General features: G+C 73.7%; 25 protein-coding genes and 1 tRNA gene. 21 read left to right on the top strand and 5 right to left on the bottom strand.

Annotated elements, in window-relative coordinates; genetic code table 11:
- Positions 1-93: 93 nt before the first annotated feature.
- Positions 94-1,623, top strand: a complete 1,530-nt coding sequence (locus tag CCO04_RS21820; protein WP_215816281.1) for a choice-of-anchor P family protein — start codon at positions 94-96, stop codon at positions 1,621-1,623.
- A 2-nt stretch (positions 1,624-1,625) separates the two neighbouring features.
- Complete coding sequence (locus CCO04_RS21815; protein WP_215816280.1) at positions 1,626-2,162, top strand: hypothetical protein; 537 nt, start codon at positions 1,626-1,628, stop codon at positions 2,160-2,162.
- On the opposite strand, the gene CCO04_RS21810 is transcribed toward CCO04_RS21815, so the two are convergent.
- Positions 2,146-3,354, bottom strand: a complete 1,209-nt coding sequence (locus tag CCO04_RS21810) for an MFS transporter (protein ID WP_374197024.1) — start codon at positions 3,352-3,354, stop codon at positions 2,146-2,148. The genes CCO04_RS21815 and CCO04_RS21810 overlap by 17 nt on opposite strands.
- A 9-nt stretch (positions 3,355-3,363) precedes the next feature.
- Between CCO04_RS21810 and CCO04_RS21805 the strand changes: the two genes are divergently transcribed.
- The 6 genes from CCO04_RS21805 (at position 3,364) to CCO04_RS21780 (ending at position 10,022) form a co-directional block, all read left to right on the top strand.
- The gene (locus CCO04_RS21805; RefSeq protein ID WP_215816278.1) at positions 3,364-3,930 is read left to right on the top strand and encodes a histidine phosphatase family protein; all 567 of its coding nucleotides are present in this window, start codon (positions 3,364-3,366) and stop codon (positions 3,928-3,930) included.
- Positions 3,931-3,969: 39 nt separating this feature from the next.
- Positions 3,970-4,665, top strand: coding sequence for a DUF6758 family protein (locus tag CCO04_RS21800; RefSeq protein ID WP_252373715.1), 696 nt, complete (start codon positions 3,970-3,972; stop codon positions 4,663-4,665).
- Positions 4,666-4,755: 90 nt separating this feature from the next.
- Complete coding sequence (locus CCO04_RS21795) at positions 4,756-6,732, top strand: hypothetical protein (protein ID WP_215816277.1); 1,977 nt, start codon at positions 4,756-4,758, stop codon at positions 6,730-6,732.
- A 96-nt stretch (positions 6,733-6,828) separates the two neighbouring features.
- Positions 6,829-8,499, top strand: coding sequence for a bifunctional lysylphosphatidylglycerol flippase/synthetase MprF (locus CCO04_RS21790; RefSeq protein WP_215816276.1), 1,671 nt, complete (start codon positions 6,829-6,831; stop codon positions 8,497-8,499).
- 36 nt (positions 8,500-8,535) lie between these two features.
- Positions 8,536-9,417 (top strand): PHP domain-containing protein, encoded by an 882-nt coding sequence (locus CCO04_RS21785; RefSeq protein ID WP_215816275.1) that lies wholly within the window; start codon positions 8,536-8,538, stop codon positions 9,415-9,417.
- Positions 9,414-10,022 (top strand): MarC family protein, encoded by a 609-nt coding sequence (locus CCO04_RS21780; RefSeq protein ID WP_215816274.1) that lies wholly within the window; start codon positions 9,414-9,416, stop codon positions 10,020-10,022. The genes CCO04_RS21785 and CCO04_RS21780 overlap by 4 nt, the downstream gene beginning before the upstream one ends.
- Positions 10,023-10,210: 188 nt before the next feature.
- Here CCO04_RS21780 and CCO04_RS21775 read toward each other — a convergent pair whose 3' ends face one another.
- Positions 10,211-10,972: an SDR family oxidoreductase gene (locus CCO04_RS21775; protein WP_215816273.1), complete on the bottom strand. Its 762-nt coding sequence runs from the start codon at positions 10,970-10,972 to the stop codon at positions 10,211-10,213.
- 72 nt (positions 10,973-11,044) lie between these two features.
- Between CCO04_RS21775 and CCO04_RS21770 the strand changes: the two genes are divergently transcribed.
- Entirely contained in the window at positions 11,045-11,836 is a 792-nt protein-coding gene (locus CCO04_RS21770; RefSeq protein ID WP_215816272.1) for a ParA family protein, read from the top strand.
- A 1-nt stretch (position 11,837) separates the two neighbouring features.
- Positions 11,838-12,674 carry a L,D-transpeptidase gene (locus tag CCO04_RS29935; protein WP_215816271.1) on the top strand — a complete coding sequence of 279 codons (837 nt, stop codon included), beginning with the start codon at positions 11,838-11,840 and terminating at the stop codon, positions 12,672-12,674.
- Positions 12,675-12,763: 89 nt separating this feature from the next.
- On the opposite strand, the gene CCO04_RS21760 is transcribed toward CCO04_RS29935, so the two are convergent.
- Positions 12,764-14,206: a DEAD/DEAH box helicase gene (locus tag CCO04_RS21760; protein WP_252373714.1), complete on the bottom strand. Its 1,443-nt coding sequence runs from the start codon at positions 14,204-14,206 to the stop codon at positions 12,764-12,766.
- A 230-nt stretch (positions 14,207-14,436) separates the two neighbouring features.
- On the opposite strand from CCO04_RS21760, the gene CCO04_RS21755 reads away from it, so the two are divergent.
- Both CCO04_RS21755 and CCO04_RS21750 read left to right on the top strand, forming a co-directional pair.
- Positions 14,437-15,138 carry a ferritin-like fold-containing protein gene (locus CCO04_RS21755; protein WP_215816269.1) on the top strand — a complete coding sequence of 234 codons (702 nt, stop codon included), beginning with the start codon at positions 14,437-14,439 and terminating at the stop codon, positions 15,136-15,138.
- Entirely contained in the window at positions 15,135-15,578 is a 444-nt protein-coding gene (locus CCO04_RS21750) for a nuclear transport factor 2 family protein (RefSeq protein ID WP_215816268.1), read from the top strand. Before CCO04_RS21755 ends, CCO04_RS21750 begins: the two co-directional genes overlap by 4 nt.
- On the opposite strand, the gene CCO04_RS21745 is transcribed toward CCO04_RS21750, so the two are convergent.
- Positions 15,556-16,437, bottom strand: a complete 882-nt coding sequence (locus tag CCO04_RS21745) for a sterol desaturase family protein (RefSeq protein ID WP_215816267.1) — start codon at positions 16,435-16,437, stop codon at positions 15,556-15,558. The two genes, CCO04_RS21750 and CCO04_RS21745, sit on opposite strands and share 23 nt — an antisense overlap.
- A 67-nt stretch (positions 16,438-16,504) precedes the next feature.
- Here CCO04_RS21745 and CCO04_RS21740 point away from each other — a divergent pair, with 67 nt between their 5' ends.
- Entirely contained in the window at positions 16,505-17,122 is a 618-nt protein-coding gene (locus CCO04_RS21740; RefSeq protein ID WP_215816266.1) for a TetR/AcrR family transcriptional regulator, read from the top strand.
- Here CCO04_RS21740 and CCO04_RS29930 read toward each other — a convergent pair.
- Entirely contained in the window at positions 17,112-17,474 is a 363-nt protein-coding gene (locus tag CCO04_RS29930) for a YidH family protein (protein ID WP_215816265.1), read from the bottom strand. The genes CCO04_RS21740 and CCO04_RS29930 overlap by 11 nt on opposite strands.
- 289 nt (positions 17,475-17,763) lie before the next feature.
- Here CCO04_RS29930 and eno point away from each other — a divergent pair, with 289 nt between their 5' ends.
- The 8 genes from eno to CCO04_RS21695 all read left to right on the top strand — a co-directional run bounded on the left by eno (position 17,764) and on the right by CCO04_RS21695 (position 23,011).
- Positions 17,764-19,041: a phosphopyruvate hydratase gene (eno, locus tag CCO04_RS21730; RefSeq protein WP_215816264.1), complete on the top strand. Its 1,278-nt coding sequence runs from the start codon at positions 17,764-17,766 to the stop codon at positions 19,039-19,041.
- Between the two features lie 22 nt (positions 19,042-19,063).
- The gene (locus tag CCO04_RS28805; protein ID WP_215816263.1) at positions 19,064-19,669 is read left to right on the top strand and encodes a septum formation initiator family protein; all 606 of its coding nucleotides are present in this window, start codon (positions 19,064-19,066) and stop codon (positions 19,667-19,669) included.
- Entirely contained in the window at positions 19,666-20,193 is a 528-nt protein-coding gene (locus CCO04_RS21720) for a DUF501 domain-containing protein (RefSeq protein WP_308281433.1), read from the top strand. Before CCO04_RS28805 ends, CCO04_RS21720 begins: the two co-directional genes overlap by 4 nt.
- A complete protein-coding gene (locus CCO04_RS21715) occupies positions 20,186-21,115 on the top strand; it encodes an exopolyphosphatase (RefSeq protein WP_215816262.1) in 930 nt (309 codons plus the stop codon). Before CCO04_RS21720 ends, CCO04_RS21715 begins: the two co-directional genes overlap by 8 nt.
- Position 21,116: 1 nt before the next feature.
- The gene (locus CCO04_RS21710; RefSeq protein ID WP_252373712.1) at positions 21,117-21,845 is read left to right on the top strand and encodes a uracil-DNA glycosylase; all 729 of its coding nucleotides are present in this window, start codon (positions 21,117-21,119) and stop codon (positions 21,843-21,845) included.
- Positions 21,842-22,366, top strand: coding sequence for a glycine cleavage system protein R (locus CCO04_RS21705; protein ID WP_215816261.1), 525 nt, complete (start codon positions 21,842-21,844; stop codon positions 22,364-22,366). Before CCO04_RS21710 ends, CCO04_RS21705 begins: the two co-directional genes overlap by 4 nt.
- Positions 22,363-22,917 (top strand): peptide deformylase, encoded by a 555-nt coding sequence (gene def / locus CCO04_RS21700; protein WP_215816260.1) that lies wholly within the window; start codon positions 22,363-22,365, stop codon positions 22,915-22,917. The genes CCO04_RS21705 and def overlap by 4 nt, the downstream gene beginning before the upstream one ends.
- A gap of 19 nt (positions 22,918-22,936) precedes the next feature.
- Positions 22,937-23,011 (top strand) — tRNA-Leu (locus CCO04_RS21695).
- The last annotated feature ends 78 nt before the right edge of the window (positions 23,012-23,089 follow it).

Raw genomic sequence — 23,089 nt, 5'->3', positions numbered from 1 at the left:
CGCCAACGCTGCCAGGGCGGATGCGAGGCGCCGCGCAGCAGGCGGGGAGCGTCCAGGTACGCCCTCCTGGTCGCCGGGGGCATCGTCGCCTCGATGGTGCCGATGGCCGCCGGCCCCGGAGTCGCACCGGCCGCGGCCACCACCGCCGCCGCGCCGGCGTACGGCGGCTTCTCGACGACCGCGTGGTCCGCACCGATCCGGGTGGAGATCTACGAGCCCAGCCTGCCGATCCCGGCGAGCCCGCAGGTCGAGTTCGAGATGGGCTACAGCAAGGTCAAGGCGGACTCCGGCCAGTCGACCGGACGGGCCAGCCTGTTCTGGCCCGGCGACCCCGTGGGCGAGGGCCTCAAGACCTTCGCCGAGCAGCTTGGGCTGCCGTCGACGCCGCTCACCGAGAACGGCTACCCGGTCCAGGTCAACTCGCAGTTCCCGGGCGACACCCCGACCCAGAGCGACGAGAAGATCCCCGGCACGATCATGCGGACCACCTCGGGCGACAAGACCGCCACGGCCGAGACGGGCTTCTCGCCCGACGGCGCGGTGCTCGGTCCCGACGCCGACGGCGACGGCAAGGCGCCCGCCGGCGGCAACCCGCTGACCAACCTGCTCGACCAGCTCAGCGGAGCCCTCACCGGCGGCCTCGCGGGCACCAAGAAGACCGCCGCGCCGGGGCTTCCGCCCCAGCTCGCCGCGATCGTCGACGTCGACGGCTACGTGTCCAGCAGCAAGATGTCGGCGACCGAGAGCCCGGTCACCGGCGCCTCCCGATCGACGCTGGGCGAGATCCGGCTGCTGGGCGGGCTGATCACGCTCGGCGGCGTCGAGTCGGTCGCCAAGGTGAGCTCCGACGGGACCAAGGGCAAGGCCACCGGCAAGGCGACCTGGGGCAAGATGGCGATCGCGGGCCAGGAGTTCTCCATCGGCCCCGACGGCGTCACCGCCACGGGCAAGACCACCCCGATCCCCGGCCTCAACAAGCTGCCGGTCGCGGCGCTGGAGAAGCTCGGCGTGAAGTTCGAGATCCCCGAGCCGGTCCGCAAGGTCGAGGGCGATGCCGCGACGAGCCTGTCCGAGGGCCTCAAGATCACCATCGACACCAAGATCCTCGCGCCGGTGCTCAAGCTGCTGCCCACGAATATCCTCGCCCAGCTGATCCCCGCCCAGGCCGGACCGCTCAAGGGCGTCGTGGCGGGCCTGTCCGGCCTCGCGCCCAAGATCGTGGTCACCCTCGGCGTCGCCTCGGCGACCGTCGACACGGTGCCGCCCATCGCGAGCGTTCCGACGCCCGGCACGGGCACCCCGCCCGCCACCGGTACGCCGCCCGCGGCCTCCGGCGGCAAGCCCGCCGCCGGCTCGGTCGGCGTCCCGCCCGCCGCGGGCCCGGCCCCGGTCGGCGGCGCCCCCACCGGCGGCGCGCCGGTCGGCGACCTGCCCGCCGCGGCCCCGGCCAGCGCCGGACTGCCCGAGCTGTTCTCGATCCCCGGGATGCTCCTGATCGGCGCGTTCGTCCTCGCCGCCTTCGCCGGCAGCTGGTTCCGCCGGCTCGGCGTCCTCGCCCTCGGCGGCGGTGCCGCCTGCGCCCACGGCCTCGACAGCGGCCTCCCCGACCTCCGAAAGGCATGACCATGACCGCAAGCAGCCTCCCGCGCGTCGGCGAAGCGTCCTCCCGTTCCGGCGTCGCGCCGCTCAAGGACAACTACTACGCCCTGCTCCAGGTCGTGCTCTTCTGGGCGGGCGCGATCATGCTGCCGCTCGGCATCGTGGTCATCATCCTCGGCTGGTACGGCGCCGCGAACACGCCCTACCAGTGGGACCAGCTGTCCTACGTCGTCTCCGGCGGCATGCTCGGCCTCGGCCTGACGTTCGTCGGCGGCTTCCTCTACTTCGGCGCCTGGCTGGCCCGGATCGCCGCCGACGGCCGGGAGTCGTCCAAGCGCCTGGCCGACACGCTGCTCGTGCTCGCCGAGGTGACCGCCACCAACGCGCGCACCGACGAGCAGGGCCTCGACGTGGGCGCGATCCCCGTCGTCGCCGGCGGCGGTACGACGATGCACCGCCGCGACTGCGCCCTCATCGCGCACCGCGACGACCTCACCCCCGTGGGTGAGGACAACGCCCACCTCACGACGTGCCGCGTCTGCCGGCCTACCGCTCGGCGCTGAGCTCCTCGGTCGTCGCCGGCTCGGGCCGGCCGGCGCTGAACCAGCGTGCCAGCGGCAGCAGGGCCAGCACGAGCACCATCGGCACCACGAAGCCGTAGCGCAGCTCGTCCTTGCCCACCACGCCGGTGAGCACCGCGCCGAGCAGTCCTCCGACGTAGTTGAACTGGTTGAACCGGGCGATCACCGCGTCCACCCGTTCGACCGAGCCGCCGGCGATCCGCGCGGCGGCGGAGAAGCTCAGCGGCGCGACCACCGAGATGCCGGCGCCGGTGAGCGTGAAGCCGAGCACGGCCACGCCCCAGGTCGGCGCGGCGGTGACCACGACGAGACCGGCGCACGCGACGACCGCGCCGATGCGCAGGACCGGCGTGGCGCCGTACCGGAGGACGAGGCGGTCGCCCGCCATCCGCACCGCGAGGCTGGCGACCAGGTAGGGGAGCGTGGCCAGGGCGACGAACCGCGAGGGCGCGTCGACGACCTCGTCGAGGTAGACCGCGCCCCAGGTCTGGGCGGCGGTGTCGACCATGTAGAACACGACCATCCCGAGCCCGACCATCAGGATCGGGCGCCACGGCACCGCGATCTCGGTGGCGCCCGCGGCGGTCGCCGACGGTGCCCCGGCCGCGCGCGGCAGGAAGGCCGCGCCGGCCACCAGCAGCGGCAGCACGGCGATCCCCGCGGTCCAGGCCAGGTCGACGTCCGAGGTCGCGAGGGTGACCGCCGCGCCGATCAGGCCGCCGAACGTCCACGCGCCGTGGAAGCTCGGCAGGATCGGGCGCCCGTAGCGCAGCTCGAGCGCCACCGCCTGCATGTTGGTGGTGGCGTCGACCATGCCGAGCCCGACGCCGTAGACCGCGACCCCGGCGAGGTACGCCGCCCAGGCCGGCGCCGCGAGCATCAGCCCCGCGCCGACCGCGACGAGCACCAGCCCGGCGCGCAGCACCGACGCGCTGGCCGTGCGCGCCGCGAGCTTCTCGGCGACGACCGAGCCCGCGCCCGCCAGCAGCACGATGCCGAGCAGCACGCCGGAGATGCCGAGCTCGGAGAGGTCCCAGCGGTCCTTGATCTCCGGCAGCCGTGTGGTGAGGCCGATGAAGACGAAGCCCTGGGTGGCGAACGCGGCCGCGATCGCCAGGCGGTGACGGGACAGGGGCATGCCCGGATCCTGCCACCGCGGCGACCTCGCTGGCAGGATGTCCGCATGGCCGATTCCGCCTTTCTCGTCCGGCACGGGGCGACCGAGTGGAGTGTCTCGGGACGGCACACCTCGACCACCGACCTGCCGCTGCTGCCCGAGGGCGAGGAGGTCGCCCGCGGGCTGCCCGCGCGGCTCGCCGGGCCGTCGTACTCGCTCGTGCTGACCAGCCCCCTCGAGCGCGCCCGCCGCACGGCCGAGCTCGCCGGCTTCCCCGACGCCGAGGTCGACGACGACCTGCTCGAGTGGGGCTACGGCGACTACGAGGGCCGCACCACCCCCGAGATCCGCGAGGAGGTGCCCGGCTGGACCGTGTGGACCCACCCCTGCCCCGGCGGCGAGAGCGCCGACCAGGTCGCCGCGCGCTGCGACCGCGTGGTCGCCCGGATCCGCGCCGCGCAGGCCACCGGACCGGTGCTGGTGTTCGCGCACGGGCACGTGCTGCGCGCCCTCGCCGCGCGCTGGCTGGGGCAGCCGGTGGCCGAGGGCCGGCTCTTCCGGCTCGACACCGCGACCGTCTCGACGCTCGGCCACGAGCGCGAGACGCCCGTCCTGGTCCGGTGGAACGCCTGATGCTTGACGAACGCGTCATCGCGCAGGACGGTGTCGGTCATGCCGACCGATGAGCCCGCGCCGGGAGAGGGCGCTGGACGTGCCGAGGTGCGGGTGGAGTGCCCGCGCTGCCCGGCTCCCGTGGCCGAGGTCGGCGACGGCCGCTGGTCCTGCCCCGAGCACGGCGTCGTGGTGCCGCTGTGGCGCCCCGCCACGTCGTCGTACGACGGGTTCGCGGGGCACCTGCTGCGGGTGGGCCGGTTCCCGACGTACCTGCCGTGGCCGCTCGGACCCGGCTGGGCGGTCAGCGACTTCGCCGCCGTCGTCACCGAGGGCGACTTCCCGCGCGCCACGATGACCTGCGTGGCCGGCACCAGCCAGCTCGACGGCCCGGTCGACGTCATGGTGATCAGCGAGGAGCCCGGCACCGGCTTCGGGGCCCGGGTAGCCGGCCTCGGCGCCGAGGGCGCCGACCCGCTCGACCCCGGCCACGAGATCGGCGACGGACCGGCACCGGTGCGGGTCCGCGTCGACCAGTACCCCGTCGGCCTCTGGCCGGTCTCCGTCAGCACCTCGCCGGGGGAGTGGGACCGCTCGGTCCTCGCCGGCGAGGCCGGAGGCCGGTGGCTGTGGCTCGTGCTGCGGCCGGCCTCGGCCATCCTGCTGCTGCGCGACGACTGGATCCTGCGCGACGTCTCGGCCACCGGGCCCCAGCTCGTCGCCCTGCCGTTCGGGGGGCCCGCACCGTCCTGGTGAGGCAGTTTCCCGGTTCGGGCCCGCGCGGGCCCCGGGATGCGGGACGATCCTCCGTTGGAGCCGTCGGGCCCGCTGGACCAGGAGGACACCATGGCACGCAATGCGCAGACCCTGCGGCGTCGTACGGCTGAGGCGATCGGTCAGCGGTCCGGGCCGACGGTCCGCTCCGGCCCGCCGGCGGTCGGCCTGCGGGCGCGCCTGCAGTACGCCTTCGACAACACCATGTCCCGCGGTACGCCGGCCCTGGTCGCCTGGCTGTTCGTCGTCACCGTCGCGCTGGTGGTCGTCTTCGCCGTCATCGACATCGTGACCGGGATGCGCGAGCAGCACATCGGCTTCTGGGAGGCCGCCTTCCAGGCGCTGCTCCACGCGCTCGACCCCGGCACGGTCGCCGGGGACACGGGCGCCCGGTGGTCCTTCATCGTCATGATGCTGGTGCTCACCATCGCCGGCCTCTTCATCGTCAGCGCGCTCATCGGTGTCATCGCGGCCGGCATCGACGCCCGCATCGCCGACCTGCGCCGCGGGCGCTCGGTCGTCCTGGAGACCGACCACACCGTCATCCTGGGCTGGTCGGACTCGATCTTCACCGTGATCAGCGAGCTCACCCTCGCCAACGAGAGCCGCCGCCGCCCGGTCGTCGCGGTGCTCGCCGACCGCGACAAGGTCGAGATGGAGGAGGAGATCCGGGCCAAGGTCCCCGCGCTGCGCGGCACCCGCGTCGTGTGCCGGTCCGGCTCGCCCGCCGACCTCGACGACCTGGCGATCGTCAGCCCGCGCGCCGCCCGCTCGGTGGTGCTGCTCTCGCCCGACGCCGGCGGCCGCGACCGGTCGGCGTTCGACCCCGACCGCGAGGTCGTGAAGTCCCTGCTCGCGCTGCGCTCCACGCTCGGCACCGACGCGGGCCCGCGGGTCGTCGCCCAGCTGCGCGACCCCGCGAACCTCGAGGTCGCCCGGCTCATCGGCCGGGACCGGCCCGGCAGCCTCTCGCTCCTCGACATCCGCGAGACCGTGGCCAAGCTGGTCGTGCAGACCTCGCGCCAGTCCGGCGCGGCGGCCGTCTACCGCGAGCTGTTCGACTACGACGGCGACGAGATCTACTTCGTCGAGGACCACCCGCTGGCCGCCGAGACCTACGCCGACGCCCAACTGCACTACGAGACGCTCACCGTCATCGGCGTCGTCGACGGCGGCACCGTGCAGCTCAACCCGCCCGGGGACACCGTCATCGGCAGCCGTGCGCTCGTCGTCGTCGCCGAGGACGACTCGATCCTGGGGACCGCACCCCGCTCGACGGCGGGCGTCGACCTCGCCGCCCTCGCCGAGCCCCCGGTCGAGGAGCTCCACGCCACCCACGCCGTCGTGCTGGGCTGGAACGAGCGCGCCCCGATCATCCTCAGCGAGCTCGACCGGTACGCCGCGCCCGGCTCCACCCTGACCGTGGTGACCGAGCACGGGACGCCCGTCGTACCGGCGACGCGGAACCTGGCCGTCACCGTCGTCCAGGCCGGCACCACCCGCCGCGCCGTCCTCGACGAGCACGTCCCTGCCGACTGCGACCAGGTGATCGTGCTCTGCTACTCCGACGACCTCGACGCCGAGGCCGCCGACGCGACCACGCTCGTCACGCTGCTCCACGTGCGCGACATCCTCGCCACCTCGGCCAGCAGCACGCCGGTCATCAGCGAGATGATGGACGACCGCAACCGGGTCCTCGCCCAGGTCGCCGACATCGACGACGTCGTCGTCAGCGGCGAGATCGTCAGCCTCATCGTCACCCAGCTCTCCGAGGACGCCCGGATCGAGCCGGTCTTCCAGGACCTGCTCCAGGCCGAGGGCAGCGAGATCTACCTGCGCCCCGCCGAGGGCTACGTCCTCCCGGGCCGCGAGGTCGCCTGGGCGACCGTCGTCGCGGCCGCGGCCCGCCGGGGCGAGACCGCCATCGGCTTCTCGTCGGCCTCGCTGGCCGACGAGGGCTCGCGCTTCGGCGTCGTCGTGAACCCGCCCAAGGGGGAGCGGCTGACGATCGGCGACGGCGACCGGGTCGTGGTGCTCGCCGAGCTCTGAGCTCGCCCCACCTCCTCCTGGGGGTAGTGCGCGCACTACCCCCGGCCGGGCCCGTGCGCCACTGACACCGCGGCGGCGCGCGACGAGGCTGGGCGCATGCCAGCCACCGAGTCCTCCGCACGCCGCCGGCCGTTCACGGTCGCCGGGCTCCTGCTCCTCGTCGCCGTCGGCATCGTGACCGGCGCCGCCACGGGTGACGTCCTCGACCACGGCTGGGCCCGCGCCCTGGCGTACGGCCCGGACGCCCTCGCCGCCGGCCACTGGTGGACGCTGCTGACCGGCCCGCTGCTGGTGATCTCACCGTGGTGCTACGTGCCGGTGCTGCTCAGCTTCGCGCTGTGCGCCGGGTACGCCGAGCGGCGGCTCGGGACCCTGCGGACGGCGCTGTTGTGGCTCGTGACCCAGGTCGGCAGCGTGGTGGTGGCCGGCCTGCTCGTGCTGGCGCTCGGCCCGGACTCGCTGCAGCACGCCCGCGACGTCGGGCCGTCGGGCGGCGCGCTCGCGCTCGGCGCGGTCATGACCGCCTTCCTCGGTACGACGGCGCGCCGGGTCACCCGGACCGGCCTGGTCGGCTACGCCGTCGTCTCCCTGCTGCTCGTCGGGCACCTGGCGGACGTCGTCCACCTCGTCGCCGTCGCCGCGGGCCTGCTGATCGGCGCGGCGATCGGCCCGCGCCGTCGTACGTTGGTCAACCGGGACCGGGCCGTCGAGCACCTGCGCCGCGACGGCGGCGGCACGCTGTCCTGGATGACGACCTGGCCCGGGGTGCGCTACTTCTACGACCCGCGCGGCCAGGGCTTCATCGCCTACCGCCGCCACCTCGGTGTGGGGCTCGCTCTCGGCGACCCGATCGGTACGCCGGACTGGCAGGCCCGGGCCGCGGGGGAGTTCGCGGCCTTCTGCGCCGGCGAGCACCTCGTGCCCAGCCACTTCGCGGTGACCGCACCCGTGGCCCGGGCGATCGGTGGCCGCAGCCTCCAGATCGGGGAGGACACGCTGCTCGACCTGCCCGGCCTGGAGTTCCGCGGCAAGCGGTGGCAGGACGTGCGTACGGCGCGCAACCGGGCGGCCCGCGACGGGATCCGGTTCGAGCTCGTCGTCCTCGCCGACGCCGACCCGCGCATCGTCGCCCAGGTGCGCGAGATCAGCGCCGGCTGGCTGCGCCGCCAGCGCACGCCCGAGCTCGGCTTCACCCTCGGCGGTGTCGACCACGCCATGGACCCGCGGGTGCGGGTCGCCCTGGCGCTCGACGCCGACGACCGGGTGCACGGCTTCCTCTCGTGGCTGCCGGTCCACGGTGGCGCGGGACGTGTCGACGGGTGGACCCTCGACCTGATGCGCCGCCCGGACGACGGCTTCCGGCCGGTGATCGAGTTCCTCATCGCCGAGTCCTGCCTGGCCTTCCAGGCCGAGGGGGCACGGGTCGTGTCGCTCTCGGCGGCGCCCCTGGCGCGGAGCGAGGGGGAGCCCGAGGGCTGGCTGCAGCGCGGCCTGGAGCGCTCGGCGCGCCTGCTCGAGCCGCTCTACGGCTTCTCGTCGCTGCACGCGTTCAAGGCCAAGTTCTCCCCGCGCTGCGAGCCGCTGCACCTGACCTACCGCTCTCTGGCCGAGCTGCCGCGGATCGGCGCCGCGGTCCTGGTCGCCTACCTGGTCACGCCGAGGACGCAGGACGTCAGCACGCCGACCAGCACGCCGCAGCTCGCCCTGCCGGAGCGGGCCGCCGGAGAGCGCCGCGAGCATGCCGAGCGGGAGCGCGTCGCCGCCTGACGGGCACGCACCGGGTCGGAGCACTAACCTCGTACGGTGACGATCGACCTGCACACCCACTCCAGCGTCAGCGACGGCACCGAGCCGCCCGCCGCGCTGGTCCGCGCGGCGGCCGCCGCCGGGCTCGAGGTCGTCGCGCTCACCGATCACGACACCACCGCGGGCTGGGACGAGGCGGTCGTCGCGGCCGAGGAGGCCGGCATCGGCCTGGTCCGCGGCATCGAGGTGAGCACCCACTTCCGCGACGCGGGCGTGCACCTGCTCGTCTACCTCCCCGACGCCACCGACGCCGGCCTCCAGGACGAGCTCGCCCGGATCGTCGCCGGCCGGGCCGGCCGGGTGCCCGCCATGCTGGCCCGGCTGCGCGAGCTCGGCATCCCCGCGACCGAGGAGGCCCTCGCCGCCGCCAGCCCCGGCAACCAGGTCACCGGCCGCCCCCACGTCGCCGACCTCCTCGTCCGCCTCGGCGTGGTCGCCGACCGGGACGAGGCGTTCGCCCGTTACCTCTCCGACGGCGGCCCGGCGTACGTCGACCGCTACTCCGCCGACCTGCTCGACATGCTCGCCCGGGTCGAGGCGGCCCGGGGCGTCGCCGTCGTCGCGCATCCGTGGGGGCGCGGGTCGGCCGACGTACTCGACGAGGCGGCGTTCGGGACACTGGCCGACGCGGGCCTGGCCGGGATCGAGGTCGACCACCTCGACCACGACGCCGCGGCCCGCGCGCGCCTGCGCGCCATCGCGCACCGGCTCGACCTCGTCGTCACCGGCTCCAGCGACCACCACGGCGCCGGCAAGACCGGCCACCCCCTCGGCGTCGAGACGACGGCCCCCGACCAGCTGCGCCGGATCCTCGACCGGGCCGCCGCGTTCGGCTCACCCACCACGCTGGCCGGTCCGGCGGGCAAGGAGCTCCGATGATCGAGCACGTCCTGCTGGTCGAGGTCTTCGTGACCCTCTTCGTGATCATGGACCCGGTCGGTACCGTCCCGATCTTCCTCTCGCTCACCGCCGGCCGCAGCCCCGCCACCGCCAAGCGCGCCGCCTGGCAGGCCGTCGCGGTGTCGTTCCTGGTGATCACCCTGTTCGCGCTCTTCGGCCAGCAGGTCCTCGACTACCTGCACATCTCGCTGCCCGCCCTCCAGTGCGCCGGCGGCCTGCTGCTCCTGCTCGTCGCGCTCGAGCTGCTCACCGGCAAGGAGGAGGAGATGACCGCCTCCACCGACGCCAACATCGCCCTCGTCCCCCTCGGCACCCCCTTGCTGGCCGGCCCCGGCGCGATCGTCGCCACCATGCTCTTCGTCCAGCAGGTCGACGACTGGTCCAGCGGCCTGTCCGTCGCCCTCGGCGTGATCGCCGTCCACCTCGCCCTCTGGGCCGCCATGCGCTACTCCCTGCCCATCCTCCGCCTGATCCGCGAGGGCGGCGTCCTCCTCGTCACCCGCATCGCCGGCCTTCTCCTCTCCGCCATCGCCGTCCAGCTCGTCGCCGACGCCGTCCGCGCCTTCATCGCCGGCGAAGGCTGACGAAGGCGCACCCTTCCGCCGCCGAGGGCGCAGGTCTCCGGCTCCGAAGGCGCGCGTTTCCCGCGCCGAGGTCGCGCCGTTCCGGCGTACGCCGGGTCCCTGCGCCTTCGAGGCCCGAAACCTGCGCCCTCGGCAGCGGAGACCTGCGCCCTCGGCAGCGGAGACCTGCGCCTTCGGCGGGGCGGGGGCTACTTGCGGCCGAGGGACTGGAGGCGCTGGAGCGCCCCCCGCGGTACGACGCGGCTGCCGGCCACGATCGCCTTGTAGCGCTTCGAGGGGATCGACATCGCCCGGCCCTTGTCGAAGTCGGCGAGGGCCTCGCTCACCAGCCGGTCCGCCTCGAGCCACAGCGCCTTGGGGGCGGAGGAGTCGCGGTCGATGCCGAGGCGCTCGTGGAACTCCGTCTTGACGAAGCCCGGGCACAGCGCCATCACGGTGACGCCCTGGGCGGCGTACTCGGCGTGCGCCCAGGCGCTGAACGAGTTCACCCACGCCTTGGCCGCGCTGTAGGTCCCGCGCGGCAGGAACGCCGCCACGCTCGACACGTTGATCACGCCGCCGCGACCGCGCTCGACCATGCCGCCGAGGGCGGCGTGGGTCAGCCGCAGCACCGCGCGCACGAGGACGTCCTGCTGGGCCTGCTCGACGTCGATCGGGTTGTCGAGGAAGCGCTCCTTGAGGCCGAAGCCGGCGTTGTTGACGAGCAGGTCGACCGGGCGCTCCCGGTCGGCGAGCCGGGCCTCGACCGTGGCGAGCTCGTCGAGCGAGGTCAGGTCGGCGGGGAGCACCTCCACCCCGACCCCGTACGACGTCCGGAGGTCCTCGGCGACACCGGCCAGCCGCCCCCGGTCCCGGGCCACCAGGACGAGGTCGTCGCCGCGGGCGGCGAGCTGGCGGGCGAACTCCAGGCCGATGCCGGCCGTGGCGCCGGTCACGAGTGCGGTGGGCATGTCCGACAGTCAACCAGCCCGGCCCCGGGTGTTGCCCCCGAGACGTGCGTGCGTCCGGCATGATGGACCCCGATGAACAGCGAGCATGCTCCCCCCACCATCCTCGCGGTCGCCAACCAGAAGGGTGGCGTCGCGAAGACGACCAGCGTCGCCTCCATCGGCGCTGCGCTGGCCGAGCGTGGCCAGTCGGTGCTGCTCGTCGACCTCGACCCCCAGGCGTGCCTGACGTTCTCCCTCGGTGTCGACCCCGAGGACCTCGAGCTCTCCGTGCACCACGTGCTCACCAAGGGCACCGACGTCGCCGAGGTGATCATCGCGACCGAGGACGGCGTCGACCTGCTCCCGGCGACCATCGAGCTGGCCCGGGCCGAGGCCGACCTGCTCACCCGGACCGGCCGCGAGCACGTGCTGCGCGGGGTCATGGAGGACCTCCGGGCGGCGGGGACCCACTACGACTGGATCCTGCTCGACTGCCCGCCCTCGCTCGGTGTGCTCACCGTCGCGGCGCTGACCGCCGCCCAGGGCGTGCTCATCCCGCTCCAGTGCGAGACGCTCTCGCACCGTGGGGTGGGTCAGCTGCTCGACACCGTCCACGACGTACGCCGCTTCACCAACCGCGACCTCGCGGTGTGGGGCGTGCTCCCGACGCTGTACGACGGCCGCACCAACCACGCCCGCGCCGTCCTCGACACGATCGCCGAGACCTACGACCTCGAGGTCGTGGAGCCGCCGATCCCCAAGACCATCAAGTTCGCCGAGGCGCCCGCCGCGGGCCGCTCGATCCTCGCGACCAGCCGCACCAGCAAGGGGGCCGAGGCCTACCGCGAGGTGGCCGGCTCCCTGATCGCCCGGGCGGCGCGCTGACGTGAGCCAGCCTCCTGGACGCCGCAGGGCGGAGCCGCCGGCCGGACGCCGTCGCGCCGAGCCGCCGGGTCGTCGCCGGGCCGAGCCGCCCGGCCGTCGCCGCGCTGCCGAGCCCACCGGTCGTCGCCGGGCCGCCGAGCCCGCCGGACGCCGCCGCGCCGCCGAGGTGCGTCCCCGCTACGGCCGGATCACCGCCTTCGGCGCCGCGCTCGCGGTGACCTCGGTCGCCGTGGCCGGCGGCTTCGGCCTGCTCCCCTCGGACCCCGACGGCTCGCGCGGGATCGACGCCACCGGCGCGTCGAGCGCGATCGCGCCCTCGGTCGATCGCCAGGGCGACCAGGAGCCGGCCCGCTCCGACGGCCGCCGTACGACGACCACCCCGGGCCTCCTCGACGCCGCCGGCGGCGAGATCGCCGCGCTCAGCGGGACCTCCGCGCTGCCCGCGGGCTCCGGCACCGGCCGGCGGATCGTTTTCAGCGAGGGCCGCCAGCGGGTCTGGCTGATCGACGGCGCCGGCAAGGTGATCCGGACCTACCTGGTCTCGGGCAGCGTCACCGACAACCTCAAGCCCGGCACCTACGCCGTCTACTCCCGCAGCCGCAACGCCATCGGCATCGACGACTCCGGGACCATGGAGTACTTCGTCCGCTTCACCCAGGGGACCCAGGGCGCCGCGATCGGCTTCCACACGATCCCGGTCGACGACGGCAAGCCGGTCCAGACGGTGGCCCAGCTCGGCTCGCCGCGCTCGCACGGGTGCATCCGCCAGGAGCGCACCAACGCCATCGCGCTGTGGGACTTCGCGCCCATCGGTACGACGGTCGTCGTCACCGCCTGAGCCCGCCTCCGGCGCGCGCTGCCCGAAAAGCACCGGAGCCCCCGGCGGACCGGGGGCTCCTGCGTGCTCGGGTGCGGGGGAGCGTCGGCTCAGGCCTCGGCGGCCGGCTTCTCGGCACCGCCACCGCCGCCACCGCTGCGACGACGCCGCCGGCGCCGGGGCGCCTCGGAGCCGCCCTCGGCGGGAGCCGCCGCGCCCTCGGCCGGAGCCGCGGCGTTCTCGACGGGCTGGCCACCACGGGTGCGGGTGCGCGTCCGGGTCCGGTCGCGGTTGCGGGCCGGGCGCTCGGTGCGCTCGCCCGAGCGCTCACCACGGTCGCCGCGGTCACCCTTGGGCGCCGGCGGGGCGGGGGGCACGATCCGGCCCTTGGTGCCCGGCGCGATGCCCTGGTCGTGGAAGAGGTGCTCGGAGGTCGAGTAGGTCTCGAGCGGCTCGTCGAAGGGCAGGTCGAGCGCCTTGTTGATCATCTTCCAGCGGTGCACGTCGGTCGCGTCGACCAGCGTGATCGCGATGCCCGAGGCGCCGGCCCGGCCGGTGCGGCCGATCCGGTGGACGTAGGTCTTGTCGTCCTCGGGGCAGGTGTAGTTGACCACGTGGCTCACGCCGGAGACGTCGATGCCGCGGGCGGCGACGTCGGTGGCGACGAGGACCTTGATCTTGTCCTCGCGGAACCGGTTCAGCGCCTTCTCGCGCGCCACCTGGGCCATGTCGCCGTGCAGCGGGCTGGCCTTGAAGCCGCGCTCGACCAGGTCGTCGGCGACCCGCTGCGCCTGGCGCTTGGTGCGGGTGAAGACGATCATCTTGTCGGCGTCCTCGGCCTGGAGCAGGCGGCCGAGGATCTCGGGCTTGTCGAGGTCGTGGGCGAGGTAGATGAACTGCGCGGTGGCCGGCACCGTCGCGTTCTCGTACGACGACTCGGCGCGGATGTTCATCGGGTGCCGCATGTGCATCCGGGCCAGCGAGACGATCGCGGCCGGCATGGTCGCCGAGAACAGCATGGTCTGGCGGGTCTCGGGGGTGAGCCGGAGCAGCTTCTCGACGTCGGGCAGGAAGCCGAGGTCGAGCATCTCGTCGGCCTCGTCCAGCACGAGCGCGTGCACGTGGGACAGGTCGAGGACCTTGCGGTTGGCCAGGTCGATGAGCCGGCCCGGCGTACCGACGACGATGTCGACGCCGGTCTCGAGCGCCTCGATCTGGGGCTCGTAGCCCACGCCGCCGTAGACGGTCAGCACGCGCAGGCCGCGGTCCTTGCCGGCCAGCTCGAGGTCGTTGGAGACCTGGAGGGCGAGCTCGCGGGTCGGCGCCACGATGAGCGCCTGCGGCTTGCCCTGGGGGATCTCGGCGTAGTCGGGGTCGGACGGCGCGACGCTGCGCTGCAGCACCGGGATGCCGAACGCGAGGGTCTTGCCGGTGCCGGTGCGGGCCTGACCGATGAGGTCGGTGCCCAGCAGGGCCACGGAGAGGGTCATCTCCTGGATGGCGAAGGGGTGGGTGATGCCGGCCCGGTCCAGGGCGTCGCAGATCAGGGGCATGACCCCGAGATCGCGGAAGCTGGGCGTGGTCGTCTCGGTGTTCTGCGTGGAAGTCAGTGTCGTGTCGCTTTCGTGAGTGTCGTCAGCCGGTCGGCGTGGCGCCAGAATCAATGCGGCTGATTCACACTCAGCCGCGCACATACGTGGGCGGGTGCCCGGGCGGGCCTCGCCGCACCCCAGGGGTGCGGACAGGCTCTCGCCGCGACCTATCATACTTGTAGGGTTCAGGCATGGCTGAATCCGCCGATGCGACCGCCACCTCCGCCGACGCGGACCCGCTCTACCGCGAGGCCGTCGTGGACCTGCTCGCGGCGATCGCCTACGGCGAGATCTCGGCGTTCGAGCGGCTGGCCGAGGACGCCAAGCTGGCCCCGAGCCTGGCCGACAAGGTCGACCTGGCCACGATGGCCAGCGGCGAGCTGACCAAGGTCCACGCCCTGCACGACCGGCTGCGCGCCCTCGGCGCCGACCCGTTCGCGGCGATGGCGCCGTTCCGCGAGCCGCTCGACGAGTTCCACCGCCACACCGCGCCCGCCGACTGGTACGAGGGCCTGGTCAAGGCCTACGTCGGCGACGGGCTCGCCAACGACTTCTACCGCGAGATCGCGGCGTACCTCGACCCCGAGACCCGCGACCTCGTCGTGTCCTCGATGGAGGAGGGCAGCCACGCGACGTTCGTCGTCGACCGGGTGCGCGCCGCCATCGCCGAGGACAGCCGGCTCGGCGGCCGGCTCGCCCTGTGGGGCCGCCGGCTGATGGGGGAGGCGCTCACCCAGGCCCAGCGGGTCGCGGCCGACCGCGACGCGCTCACCGCGCTCCTGGCCGGCGGCGTCGACCGCCCCGGACTCGACCTGGCCGCGATGGGCCGGATGTTCACCCGGCTCACCGAGCGGCACATGGCCCGCATGGGTGAGCTCGGCCTCGACGCGTGAGCACCCCCGAGCGCGCGGTCGAGCGCCTGCTCTACCGCTACGCCGACGCGATCGACGCCGGCGACCTCACCGCGCTCGGCGCGCTCTTCGCCCACGGCCGGATCGCCCAGCAGACTCCCGACGGACCGCTCACGCTGGCCGAGGGCAGCGCGGCGGTCGAGGCGTTCTACCGCTCCCTGGTGATCCTGTACGACGACGGCACGCCCCGCACCCGCCACGTCACGACCAACGTGGTGATCGACGTCGACGAGGCCGCGGGCACCGCGACCGGCGCGGCGACGTACACGGTGCTGCAGGTGACCGAGGGCCTGGCGCTCCAGCCGATCATCGTGGGCCGCTACCGCGACAGCTTCCGCCGCGTCGAGGGGGAGTGGTGGTTCGACACCCGCGCGATGAGCGTCGACCTGACCGGCGACCTCAGTCGGCACCTGCGGAGCTGAGCTCGCGCTCCTTCGGCGCCCACCCCGGCGGGCCGAACACGTAGCCCAGCCGCTCCCGCCAGCCCGTCGCGCGACGGACGTTGCGGGCGATGGCCGCGTAGTCGCCGTACTCGAGGGTGATCAGGTTGAAGGTCTCGACCGGCTTGGTCAGCCCGTACGTCGGCCGCTGCCGCTCCGGCTCGAAGGTCCCGAACAGCCGGTCCCAGACGATGAGGATGCCGGCGTAGTTCTTGTCGAGGTACTCCGGGTCCGAGCCGTGGTGGACCCGGTGGTGCGAGGGCGTGTTGAAGACCAGCTCGATCGGCCGGGGCAGCCGCCCGATCGTCTCGGTGTGCACGAAGAACTGGTAGACGAGGTTGATCGAGAAGGCGACGTAGAGCGTCCACGGCGCGAACCCGAGGAACGGCAGCGGCAGCCAGAAGAAGAACTCGAACCACGGGTTCCACTTCTGGCGCAGCGCGGTCGCGAAGTTCATGTACTCGCTGGAGTGGTGCGCCTGGTGGGCCGCCCAGCCGATGTTGACCCGGTGCACGAAGCGGTGGTTGCCGTAGTAGGCGAGGTCGAGGCCGACGATGAGCAGCACCCAGTACCACCAGGTGTCGGTGGGCAGGTGGAACGGCGCGAGGTGGGTCGAGATCGCGGAGTAGGCGAAGAACGTCCCGACCTTGAAGACGGTCAGGAAGAAGATCGAGCCGACCCCCATCGCGATCGAGGTGCGCGCGTCCTTGAGGGCGTAGCCGGTGACATTGTCGTCGTGGTCGAGCCAGCGCAGCGCCGCGAGCTCGACGAGGATGCTCAGCACGAAGAACGGGACGGCGTACGTCACCGGGTTCTGCATCGGGTCGAGCAGGTCGTGCATGGCGGCTCCTTGAAGTGACTTGGGGGTAAGTTACTACAGAGTCAATTGATTGGGTAGGGTGATCCGCATGACCACGGCCACTCGTCGTACCGGAACCAAGGGCGTGGCCCGCGCCGAGCGTGAGCAGCAGATCCTCGAGGTCGCCGGCCGGGTCTTCGGCGAGCACGGCTTCGCGGCCACCAACGTCGCCGAGATCGCGCGCGAGGCCGGCATCTCCAAGCCGCTGATCTACAACTACTTCGGCTCCAAGGAGGCACTCTTCGAGCGCTGCCTGGCGACCGCGTCCGACCTGCTCATCGACGAGATCGAGCGCACCGCCGCCCTCGGCGCGGTCGGCCTGACCCGTGCCCTGGCCACCCTCGACGGCGTCTTCGGCGTCCTCGCCGGGCGGACCTGGGTCTGGCGCGTCGCCAACGACCCCAGCGCCCCGTCGTCGGCCTCCGCCCTCCTCGGCTCCTACCGTGAGCGCCTCGAGGCCCTCGCCCACGACGGCGTCCGCGAGCTCCTCGCCCTCGCCGGGGACGACGACCCGCTCGACCTGGCCGCCATGGTCGCGGTGTGGAGCAGCGTCTTCGCCGCGCTCGTGGACTGGTGGTGCGCCCACCCCGGCGTCGCGCCCGCCGAGATGAGCGCGCGCTGCGAGCGGCTGTTCGCCGCGGTGTTCGGCGCCGAGGTCAGTGCCTGAGCAGAGCGCTGCCCAGCGCCACCAGCATCAGCACACCCACCGCGCCCAGCACGACCATCCCGCCGGTGAACCCGGGGAACGCCCCGCCGGTGCGCATCGCGATCTCGGTGCGCGTCCAGCGGTGCCACCCCACCCCGAGCGCCACCGCGGCCACGACCACCAGGCCCACCGACAGCACCAGGCGCGCGGTCAACGAGAACTCCAGGGCCGGCGAGCTCACCGCGACGGCGCCGGCGACGAGCGCGAGCGACGTACGGACCCAGGCGAGGAAGGTGCGCTCGTTGGCGAGCGAGTCGCGCGGCTCGGGGTCCTGCCCAACGGAGTACACCCGATACGGGCGGCGGTGGCTCACGGCCCCAGCATGCCGCAGTCGGTACGCCGCGCGGTGGGTGCTGCCCGATCCGGCGCCCCCCGCGGTCGAGAGGCTGGGGTCCGCGGGCTCGCGGTCCGCACGGCGCTCAGCGCGCACGCTGGCGGCGTTGCCGACACTCGACAGGCCGCCGGCCTGCCCTCGCGCCGGCGCCTTGCCATCGCACGCGCTGAGCACCGTGCGGCCTGCGCGATCCCGCGGACCCCATCCTCTAGGCTGACCGCGACGACACCCTCGTCGGCATCCTCCCCGACTCCAGGAGCAGTACAACGTGGCAGCGATCGAAGCCGTCGGAGCCCGCGAGATCCTCGACTCGCGCGGCAACCCCACCGTCGAGGTCGAGGTGCTGCTCGACGACGGGTCCTTCGCCCGCGCGGCGGTCCCCAGCGGCGCCTCCACCGGCGCCTTCGAGGCGGTCGAGCTGCGCGACGGCGGTGACCGCTACGTCGGCAAGGGCGTGCACAAGGCCGTCGACGCGGTGATCCAGACGCTCGGCCCGGCCATCGAGGGCCTCGACGCGGCCGACCAGCGGCTGATCGACCAGACCCTGCTCGAGGTCGACGGCACGCCCAACAAGGCCCAGGTCGGGGCCAACGCGATCCTCGGCGTCTCGCTCGCGGTCGCCCGCGCCGCGGCCGACTCGGCCGACCTGCCGCTCTACCGCTACGTCGGCGGCCCCAACGCGCACCTGCTGCCGGTCCCGATGATGAACATCCTCAACGGCGGTGCCCACGCGGACACCAACGTCGACATCCAGGAGTTCATGATCGCGCCGATCGGCGCCCCGACCTTCCGCGAGGCGCTGCGCGTCGGCGCGGAGGTCTACCACGCGCTCAAGTCGGTGCTCAAGGACAAGGGCCTGGCCACCGGCGTCGGCGACGAGGGCGGCTTCGCCCCCGACCTGCCGTCCAACCGGGCCGCGCTCGACCTCATCGCCGAGGCGGTCACCAAGGCCGGCTACGAGCTCGGCAAGGACGTCGTCCTCGCGCTCGACGTCGCCGCGTCCGAGTTCTACGAGGACGGCGGCTACCAGTTCGAGGGCGCCGAGAAGTCGGCCGACGAGATGATCGCCTACTACGCCGACCTCGTCGCGAACTACCCGATCGTCAGCATCGAGGACCCGCTCGACGAGGACGACTGGGACGGCTGGAAGGCCATCACCGACGAGCTCGGCACCCGGACCCAGCTCGTCGGCGACGACCTGTTCGTCACCAACGTCGAGCGCCTGCAGCGCGGCATCACCGGCGGCCAGGCCAACGCGATGCTGGTCAAGGTCAACCAGATCGGCTCGCTGACCGAGACCCTCGACGCCGTCGAGCTCGCGCACCGCAGCGGCTTCCGCAACATGATGAGCCACCGCTCGGGCGAGACCGAGGACACCACGATCGCCGACCTCGCGGTGGCGACCAATTGCGGCCAGATCAAGACCGGCGCCCCGGCGCGGTCCGAGCGGGTCGCGAAGTACAACCAGCTCCTCCGCATCGAGGACGAGCTGGGCGACGCCGCCCGCTACGCCGGCGCTGCCGCCTTCCCGCGCTACCAGGGCTGACCCGAGCCCTCAGGAGACCGCCGTGGCTGCGACACCGGGCGACCGCCGTACGTCCCGCAAGCCGGGCCGCCCCGCCGCGGGGCGGTCCGGGCCGCGGTACGCCGAGCGGCTCAAGGCCGAGCGCAAGAAGGCGGCCCGGGAGCGCGAGGCCGCCCTGGTCCGGGCCCGCGAGGAGCACCAGAAGAAGTCCCGGCTGACCAGCCGGGCCGCGATCCTGGTGCTGGTCCTCGCGGTGCTGGCCGTCTCCTACGCCTCGTCGCTGCGGGCCTACCTGCAGCAGCGCGGCAACATCGACCGGCTCGAGGCGCAGATCTCCGAGACCCAGGGCAAGATCGACGACCTCAAGCGCGACAAGGCCCGCTGGGAGGACCCGGCGTTCGTCAAGCAGCAGGCCCGCCTGCGCTTCGGGTACGTCGAGAAGGGCGAGACGCCGTTCGTCGTCGTCGACGAGAACGGCAACCCGCTCGACGCCTCGGCCGACCTGGCCGACCCGTCGCGGGTAGCCGACCCCGACAAGGTGACCTGGTACGAGGGCACCTGGGAGTCGGTCAAGCTCGCCGGGCACCCGCCCAAGGTGCGCGGCCCCAAGAGTGAGATCCAGGCTCCCAAGGAGGACCTGAAGGAGTGAGCACCGCCAACTTCGAGGCCGCCGACGAGGCCGTCATCACGGCCCAGCTCGGTCGGCCCCCGCGCGGCGTGCACGCCGTCGGGCACCGCTGCCCGTGCGGCAACCCCGACGTCGTCACGACCGAGCCGCGGCTGCCCAACGGCACGCCGTTCCCGACGACGTACTACCTGACCTGCCCGCGGGTGAACTCGCGGATCGGCACCCTCGAGGCCTCCGGGCTGATGAAGGAGATGCAGGAGCGGCTCGGCACCGACCCCGAGCTCGCTGCCGCCTACCGCGGCGCGCACGAGGCCTACCTGGCCGACCGGGCCGCCGTCGGCGTGGCCGGCGGCTTCGACGTCCCCGAGATCGACGGGATCTCCGCGGGCGGCATGCCCGACCGGGTCAAGTGCCTGCACGTCCTGGCCGGGCACGCGCTGGCCGCGGGCCCGGGCGTCAACCCGCTCGGCGACGAGGTCCTCGAGATCCTCGGCGAGTGGTGGGCCAATGGCCCGTGCGTGAGCGCCGCCGCTGCCGATGAGTGACGCCGCGGTCGCCGCGATCGACTGCGGCACCAACACGATCAAGCTGCTCGTCGGGGACCCCGTGGGCGACCCCGACGGCGTCCGCCGCGAGAGCCGGATGATCCGGCTCGGCCAGGGCGTCGACGCGACCGGCCGGCTCGCCCCCGAGGCGCTGGAGCGCGCCTGGGTGGCGATCGACGAGCTCGCCGCGATCATCACCGAGGCGGGCGTCGGTCCCGACCGGATGCGCTTCTGCGCGACCTCCGCGACCCGGGACGCCGCCAACGCGGCCGAGTTCGCCGCCGGCGTCCGGGCCCGGCTCGGCATCGACCCCGAGGTGCTCTCCGGCGACGAGGAGGCCCGGCTGGCCTTCGCCGGCGCGGTCCGCGGCCTGCCCGCCGCCGGCCTCGCCGCGCCCACGCTCGTCGTCGACATCGGCGGCGGCTCGACCGAGCTGATCCTCGGCGACCCGGCGACCGGTCCGAGCGCCGCGCACTCGATGGACATCGGCTCGGTCCGGCTCCACGAGCGCCACGTGCGCACCGACCCGATCAGCACCGACGAGATCGCCGCCATCACCGCGGACGTCGACGCGGCGCTCGACGCCTGCCCGGTCGACCCGGCCGCGGCGGCGTCCGTCGTGCTCGTGGCCGGCACCAACACGACCGTCGCCGCCGGGACGCTCGGCCTCGCGGTCTACGACCGGGCGCTCATCCACGGGCAGACGCTGCCCGTCGGCGACGTGCTCATCCAGGTCGGGCGGCTGCTCGGCATGAGCGTGGCCCAGCGCCGCGAGCTCGGCTGGATGCACCCCGGTCGCGCCGACGTGATCGACGCCGGCGCCCTCATCGTGTCCCGCGTGCTGCAGCGGCTCTCGGTCTGCTCGGTGCTGGTCGCCGAGACCGACATCCTCGACGGGATCGCCTGGTCGCTGGTGGGCTGAGATGAGCGGACCCGCGGAGGCGATGGCGCGGCTGGACGACCAGGTCAGCCGGTGCCGCCGCTGCCCGCGGCTGGTCGCGTGGCGCGAGCAGGTCGCGCGGGACAAGCGCGCGGCGTACGCCGACCAGGACTACTGGGGCCGCCCGGTGCCCGGTTTCGGCCCGGCCGACGCCCGGATCCTCCTGGTCGGGCTCGCTCCGGCCGCCCACGGGGCCAACCGCACCGGCCGGATGTTCACCGGCGACCGGGCCGGCGACTGGCTGTTCGCGTCCCTGCACCGGGTCGGTCTGGCCAACCAGGCCGCGAGCGTGGCGCTCGACGACGGCCTGGAGCTGCACGAGGTCCGCATGGCCGCACCGATCCGCTGCGCGCCGCCGGCCAACAAGCCCACCCCCGAGGAGCGGGCCGCCTGCGCGCCCTGGCTCGACCGCGAGCTGGCGATCCTGCGGCCCTCGCTGCGCGCGGTCGTCGCGCTCGGGGCGATCGGCTGGCAGTCGGCGCTCACCGCGCTCGGTGGCGCGGGCTGGACAGTGCCCCGGCCGCGGCCCCGCTTCGGGCACGGCGCCGAGGCACTGCTGGGCTGGGCCGGTCGCGGCGCCGGAGCGGACGTCGTCCTCCTCGGCTGCTTCCACCCCAGCCAGCACAACACGTTCACCGGACGGCTCACCGAGCCGATGACCGACGAGGTGCTGCTGCGGGCGCGGGAGGTCGCTGAGACAATGGCCCGGTGAGCACCGACCTCTACGCCGTCACCGTCCTGGGCCACGACCGTCCCGGCATCATCGCCGCCACCACGGCCGGCCTCGCCGAGCTCGGGCTCAACATCGAGGACTCCACCATGACCCTGCTGCGGGGTCACTTCGCGATGATGCTGCTGTGCCGCGGTGCGGCCGACGGCGCCGCCATTGAGCGCGCCCTCGCCCCGCTGGCCGCCGACGGCGACCTCGACGTCGCCGTCCGCCCGGTCACCGACGAGCCCGCCCCCGCCGCCGGCGGTACGTCGTGGGTGCTCACCGTCCACGGCGGCGACCGCTCCGGCATCGTCTCGGCGATCATCACCGAGGTCGCCCAGGCCGGCGGCAACATCACCGACCTGACCACCCGCCTGGCCGGCGACCTCTACCTGCTCGTCGCCGAGCTCGCCCTGCCCGTCGGTGCCGACGTCGCGGCCGTCGAGACCGCCATCCGTACGGCGGCCGAGCGGGTCGGCGTCACCGCCACCCTGCGCCCGGCCGAGGCCGACGAGCTGTGACCAGCGAGCGCGTCGCGGCCTGGTCCGAGACCGAGCTGGGCGTCGAGGGGCGCGTGCGCGACGTCGTACGGGCGCCGGAGGGCGTGCTCTCTGCCCGGGGCACCGACGTCGACCCCACCGACCCCGAGATCGTCCAGCTCGCCGCCGACCTCGTCGCCACCATGCGCGTCAGTCCCGGCTGCGTCGGCCTCGCCGCCAACCAGGTCGGTGTCGGCGTCCGGATGTTCTGCGTCGACGTCGTCGAGCACCCCAAGACCCGCACCCAGCACGGCACCTTCGTGCTCTGCAACGCCGAGGTCGTCGAGTCCAGCCGCAACGAGAAGGCCCGCGAGGGCTGCATGAGCGTCCCCGACTTCACCGGCGACGTGAAGCGCGCCTCGCGGCTCACCGTCCGCGGCCAGCTGCCCGCCACCGGCGAGTCCGTGGAGTTCAGCACCGACGCCTTCGAGGCCCGCGCCCTGCAGCACGAGATCGACCACACCGACGGCTTCCTGTTCCTCGACCGGGTCGCCGGGGCGCACGCGATCTACCCGCGCCAGACCTACTTATGAGCCGGGCTCGTCGCGTCCCGCCCCCGTATCCCAACCGGTAGAGGAAGCCGCCTTAAAAGCGGTCCGAGTGTGGGTTCGACTCCCACCGGGGGCACTGAGAGCCGAACCCACGCGGTGGATCAGGCGTTCTTGATCGCGGAGATGTCGAACTCGAGCTTGATCTTCTCGGAGA

Origin of the sequence: Pimelobacter sp. 30-1, assembly GCF_018831735.1 — a bacterium.
GTDB lineage: Bacteria > Actinomycetota > Actinomycetes > Propionibacteriales > Nocardioidaceae > Nocardioides.
The sequence above is the reverse complement of the archived record's forward strand: the minus strand, read 5'-3'. Positions and strand labels throughout refer to the sequence as shown.

What these genes read in the sequence shown, in the direction of transcription:
- CCO04_RS21795 (WP_215816277.1), top strand. Translation starts at nt 4,756, where the DNA reads ATGGCACGCAATGCGCAGACCCTGCGGCGTCGTACGGCTGAGGCGATC.
- CCO04_RS21805 (WP_215816278.1), top strand. Translation starts at nt 3,364, where the DNA reads ATGGCCGATTCCGCCTTTCTCGTCCGGCACGGGGCGACCGAGTGGAGT.
- CCO04_RS21755 (WP_215816269.1), top strand. Translation starts at nt 14,437, where the DNA reads ATGGCTGAATCCGCCGATGCGACCGCCACCTCCGCCGACGCGGACCCG.
- CCO04_RS21815 (WP_215816280.1), top strand. Translation starts at nt 1,626, where the DNA reads ATGACCGCAAGCAGCCTCCCGCGCGTCGGCGAAGCGTCCTCCCGTTCC.
- CCO04_RS21770 (WP_215816272.1), top strand. Translation starts at nt 11,045, where the DNA reads ATGAACAGCGAGCATGCTCCCCCCACCATCCTCGCGGTCGCCAACCAG.
- CCO04_RS21790 (WP_215816276.1), top strand. Translation starts at nt 6,829, where the DNA reads ATGCCAGCCACCGAGTCCTCCGCACGCCGCCGGCCGTTCACGGTCGCC.
- CCO04_RS21710 (WP_252373712.1), top strand. Translation starts at nt 21,117, where the DNA reads ATGAGCGGACCCGCGGAGGCGATGGCGCGGCTGGACGACCAGGTCAGC.
- CCO04_RS21800 (WP_252373715.1), top strand. Translation starts at nt 3,970, where the DNA reads ATGCCGACCGATGAGCCCGCGCCGGGAGAGGGCGCTGGACGTGCCGAG.
- CCO04_RS21780 (WP_215816274.1), top strand. Translation starts at nt 9,414, where the DNA reads ATGATCGAGCACGTCCTGCTGGTCGAGGTCTTCGTGACCCTCTTCGTG.
- CCO04_RS21740 (WP_215816266.1), top strand. Translation starts at nt 16,505, where the DNA reads ATGACCACGGCCACTCGTCGTACCGGAACCAAGGGCGTGGCCCGCGCC.
- CCO04_RS21715 (WP_215816262.1), top strand. Translation starts at nt 20,186, where the DNA reads ATGAGTGACGCCGCGGTCGCCGCGATCGACTGCGGCACCAACACGATC.
- CCO04_RS21745 (WP_215816267.1), bottom strand. Translation starts at nt 16,437, where the DNA reads ATGCACGACCTGCTCGACCCGATGCAGAACCCGGTGACGTACGCCGTC.
- CCO04_RS21760 (WP_252373714.1), bottom strand. Translation starts at nt 14,206, where the DNA reads ATGCCCCTGATCTGCGACGCCCTGGACCGGGCCGGCATCACCCACCCC.
- CCO04_RS21820 (WP_215816281.1), top strand. Translation starts at nt 94, where the DNA reads ATGGTGCCGATGGCCGCCGGCCCCGGAGTCGCACCGGCCGCGGCCACC.
- CCO04_RS21775 (WP_215816273.1), bottom strand. Translation starts at nt 10,972, where the DNA reads ATGCCCACCGCACTCGTGACCGGCGCCACGGCCGGCATCGGCCTGGAG.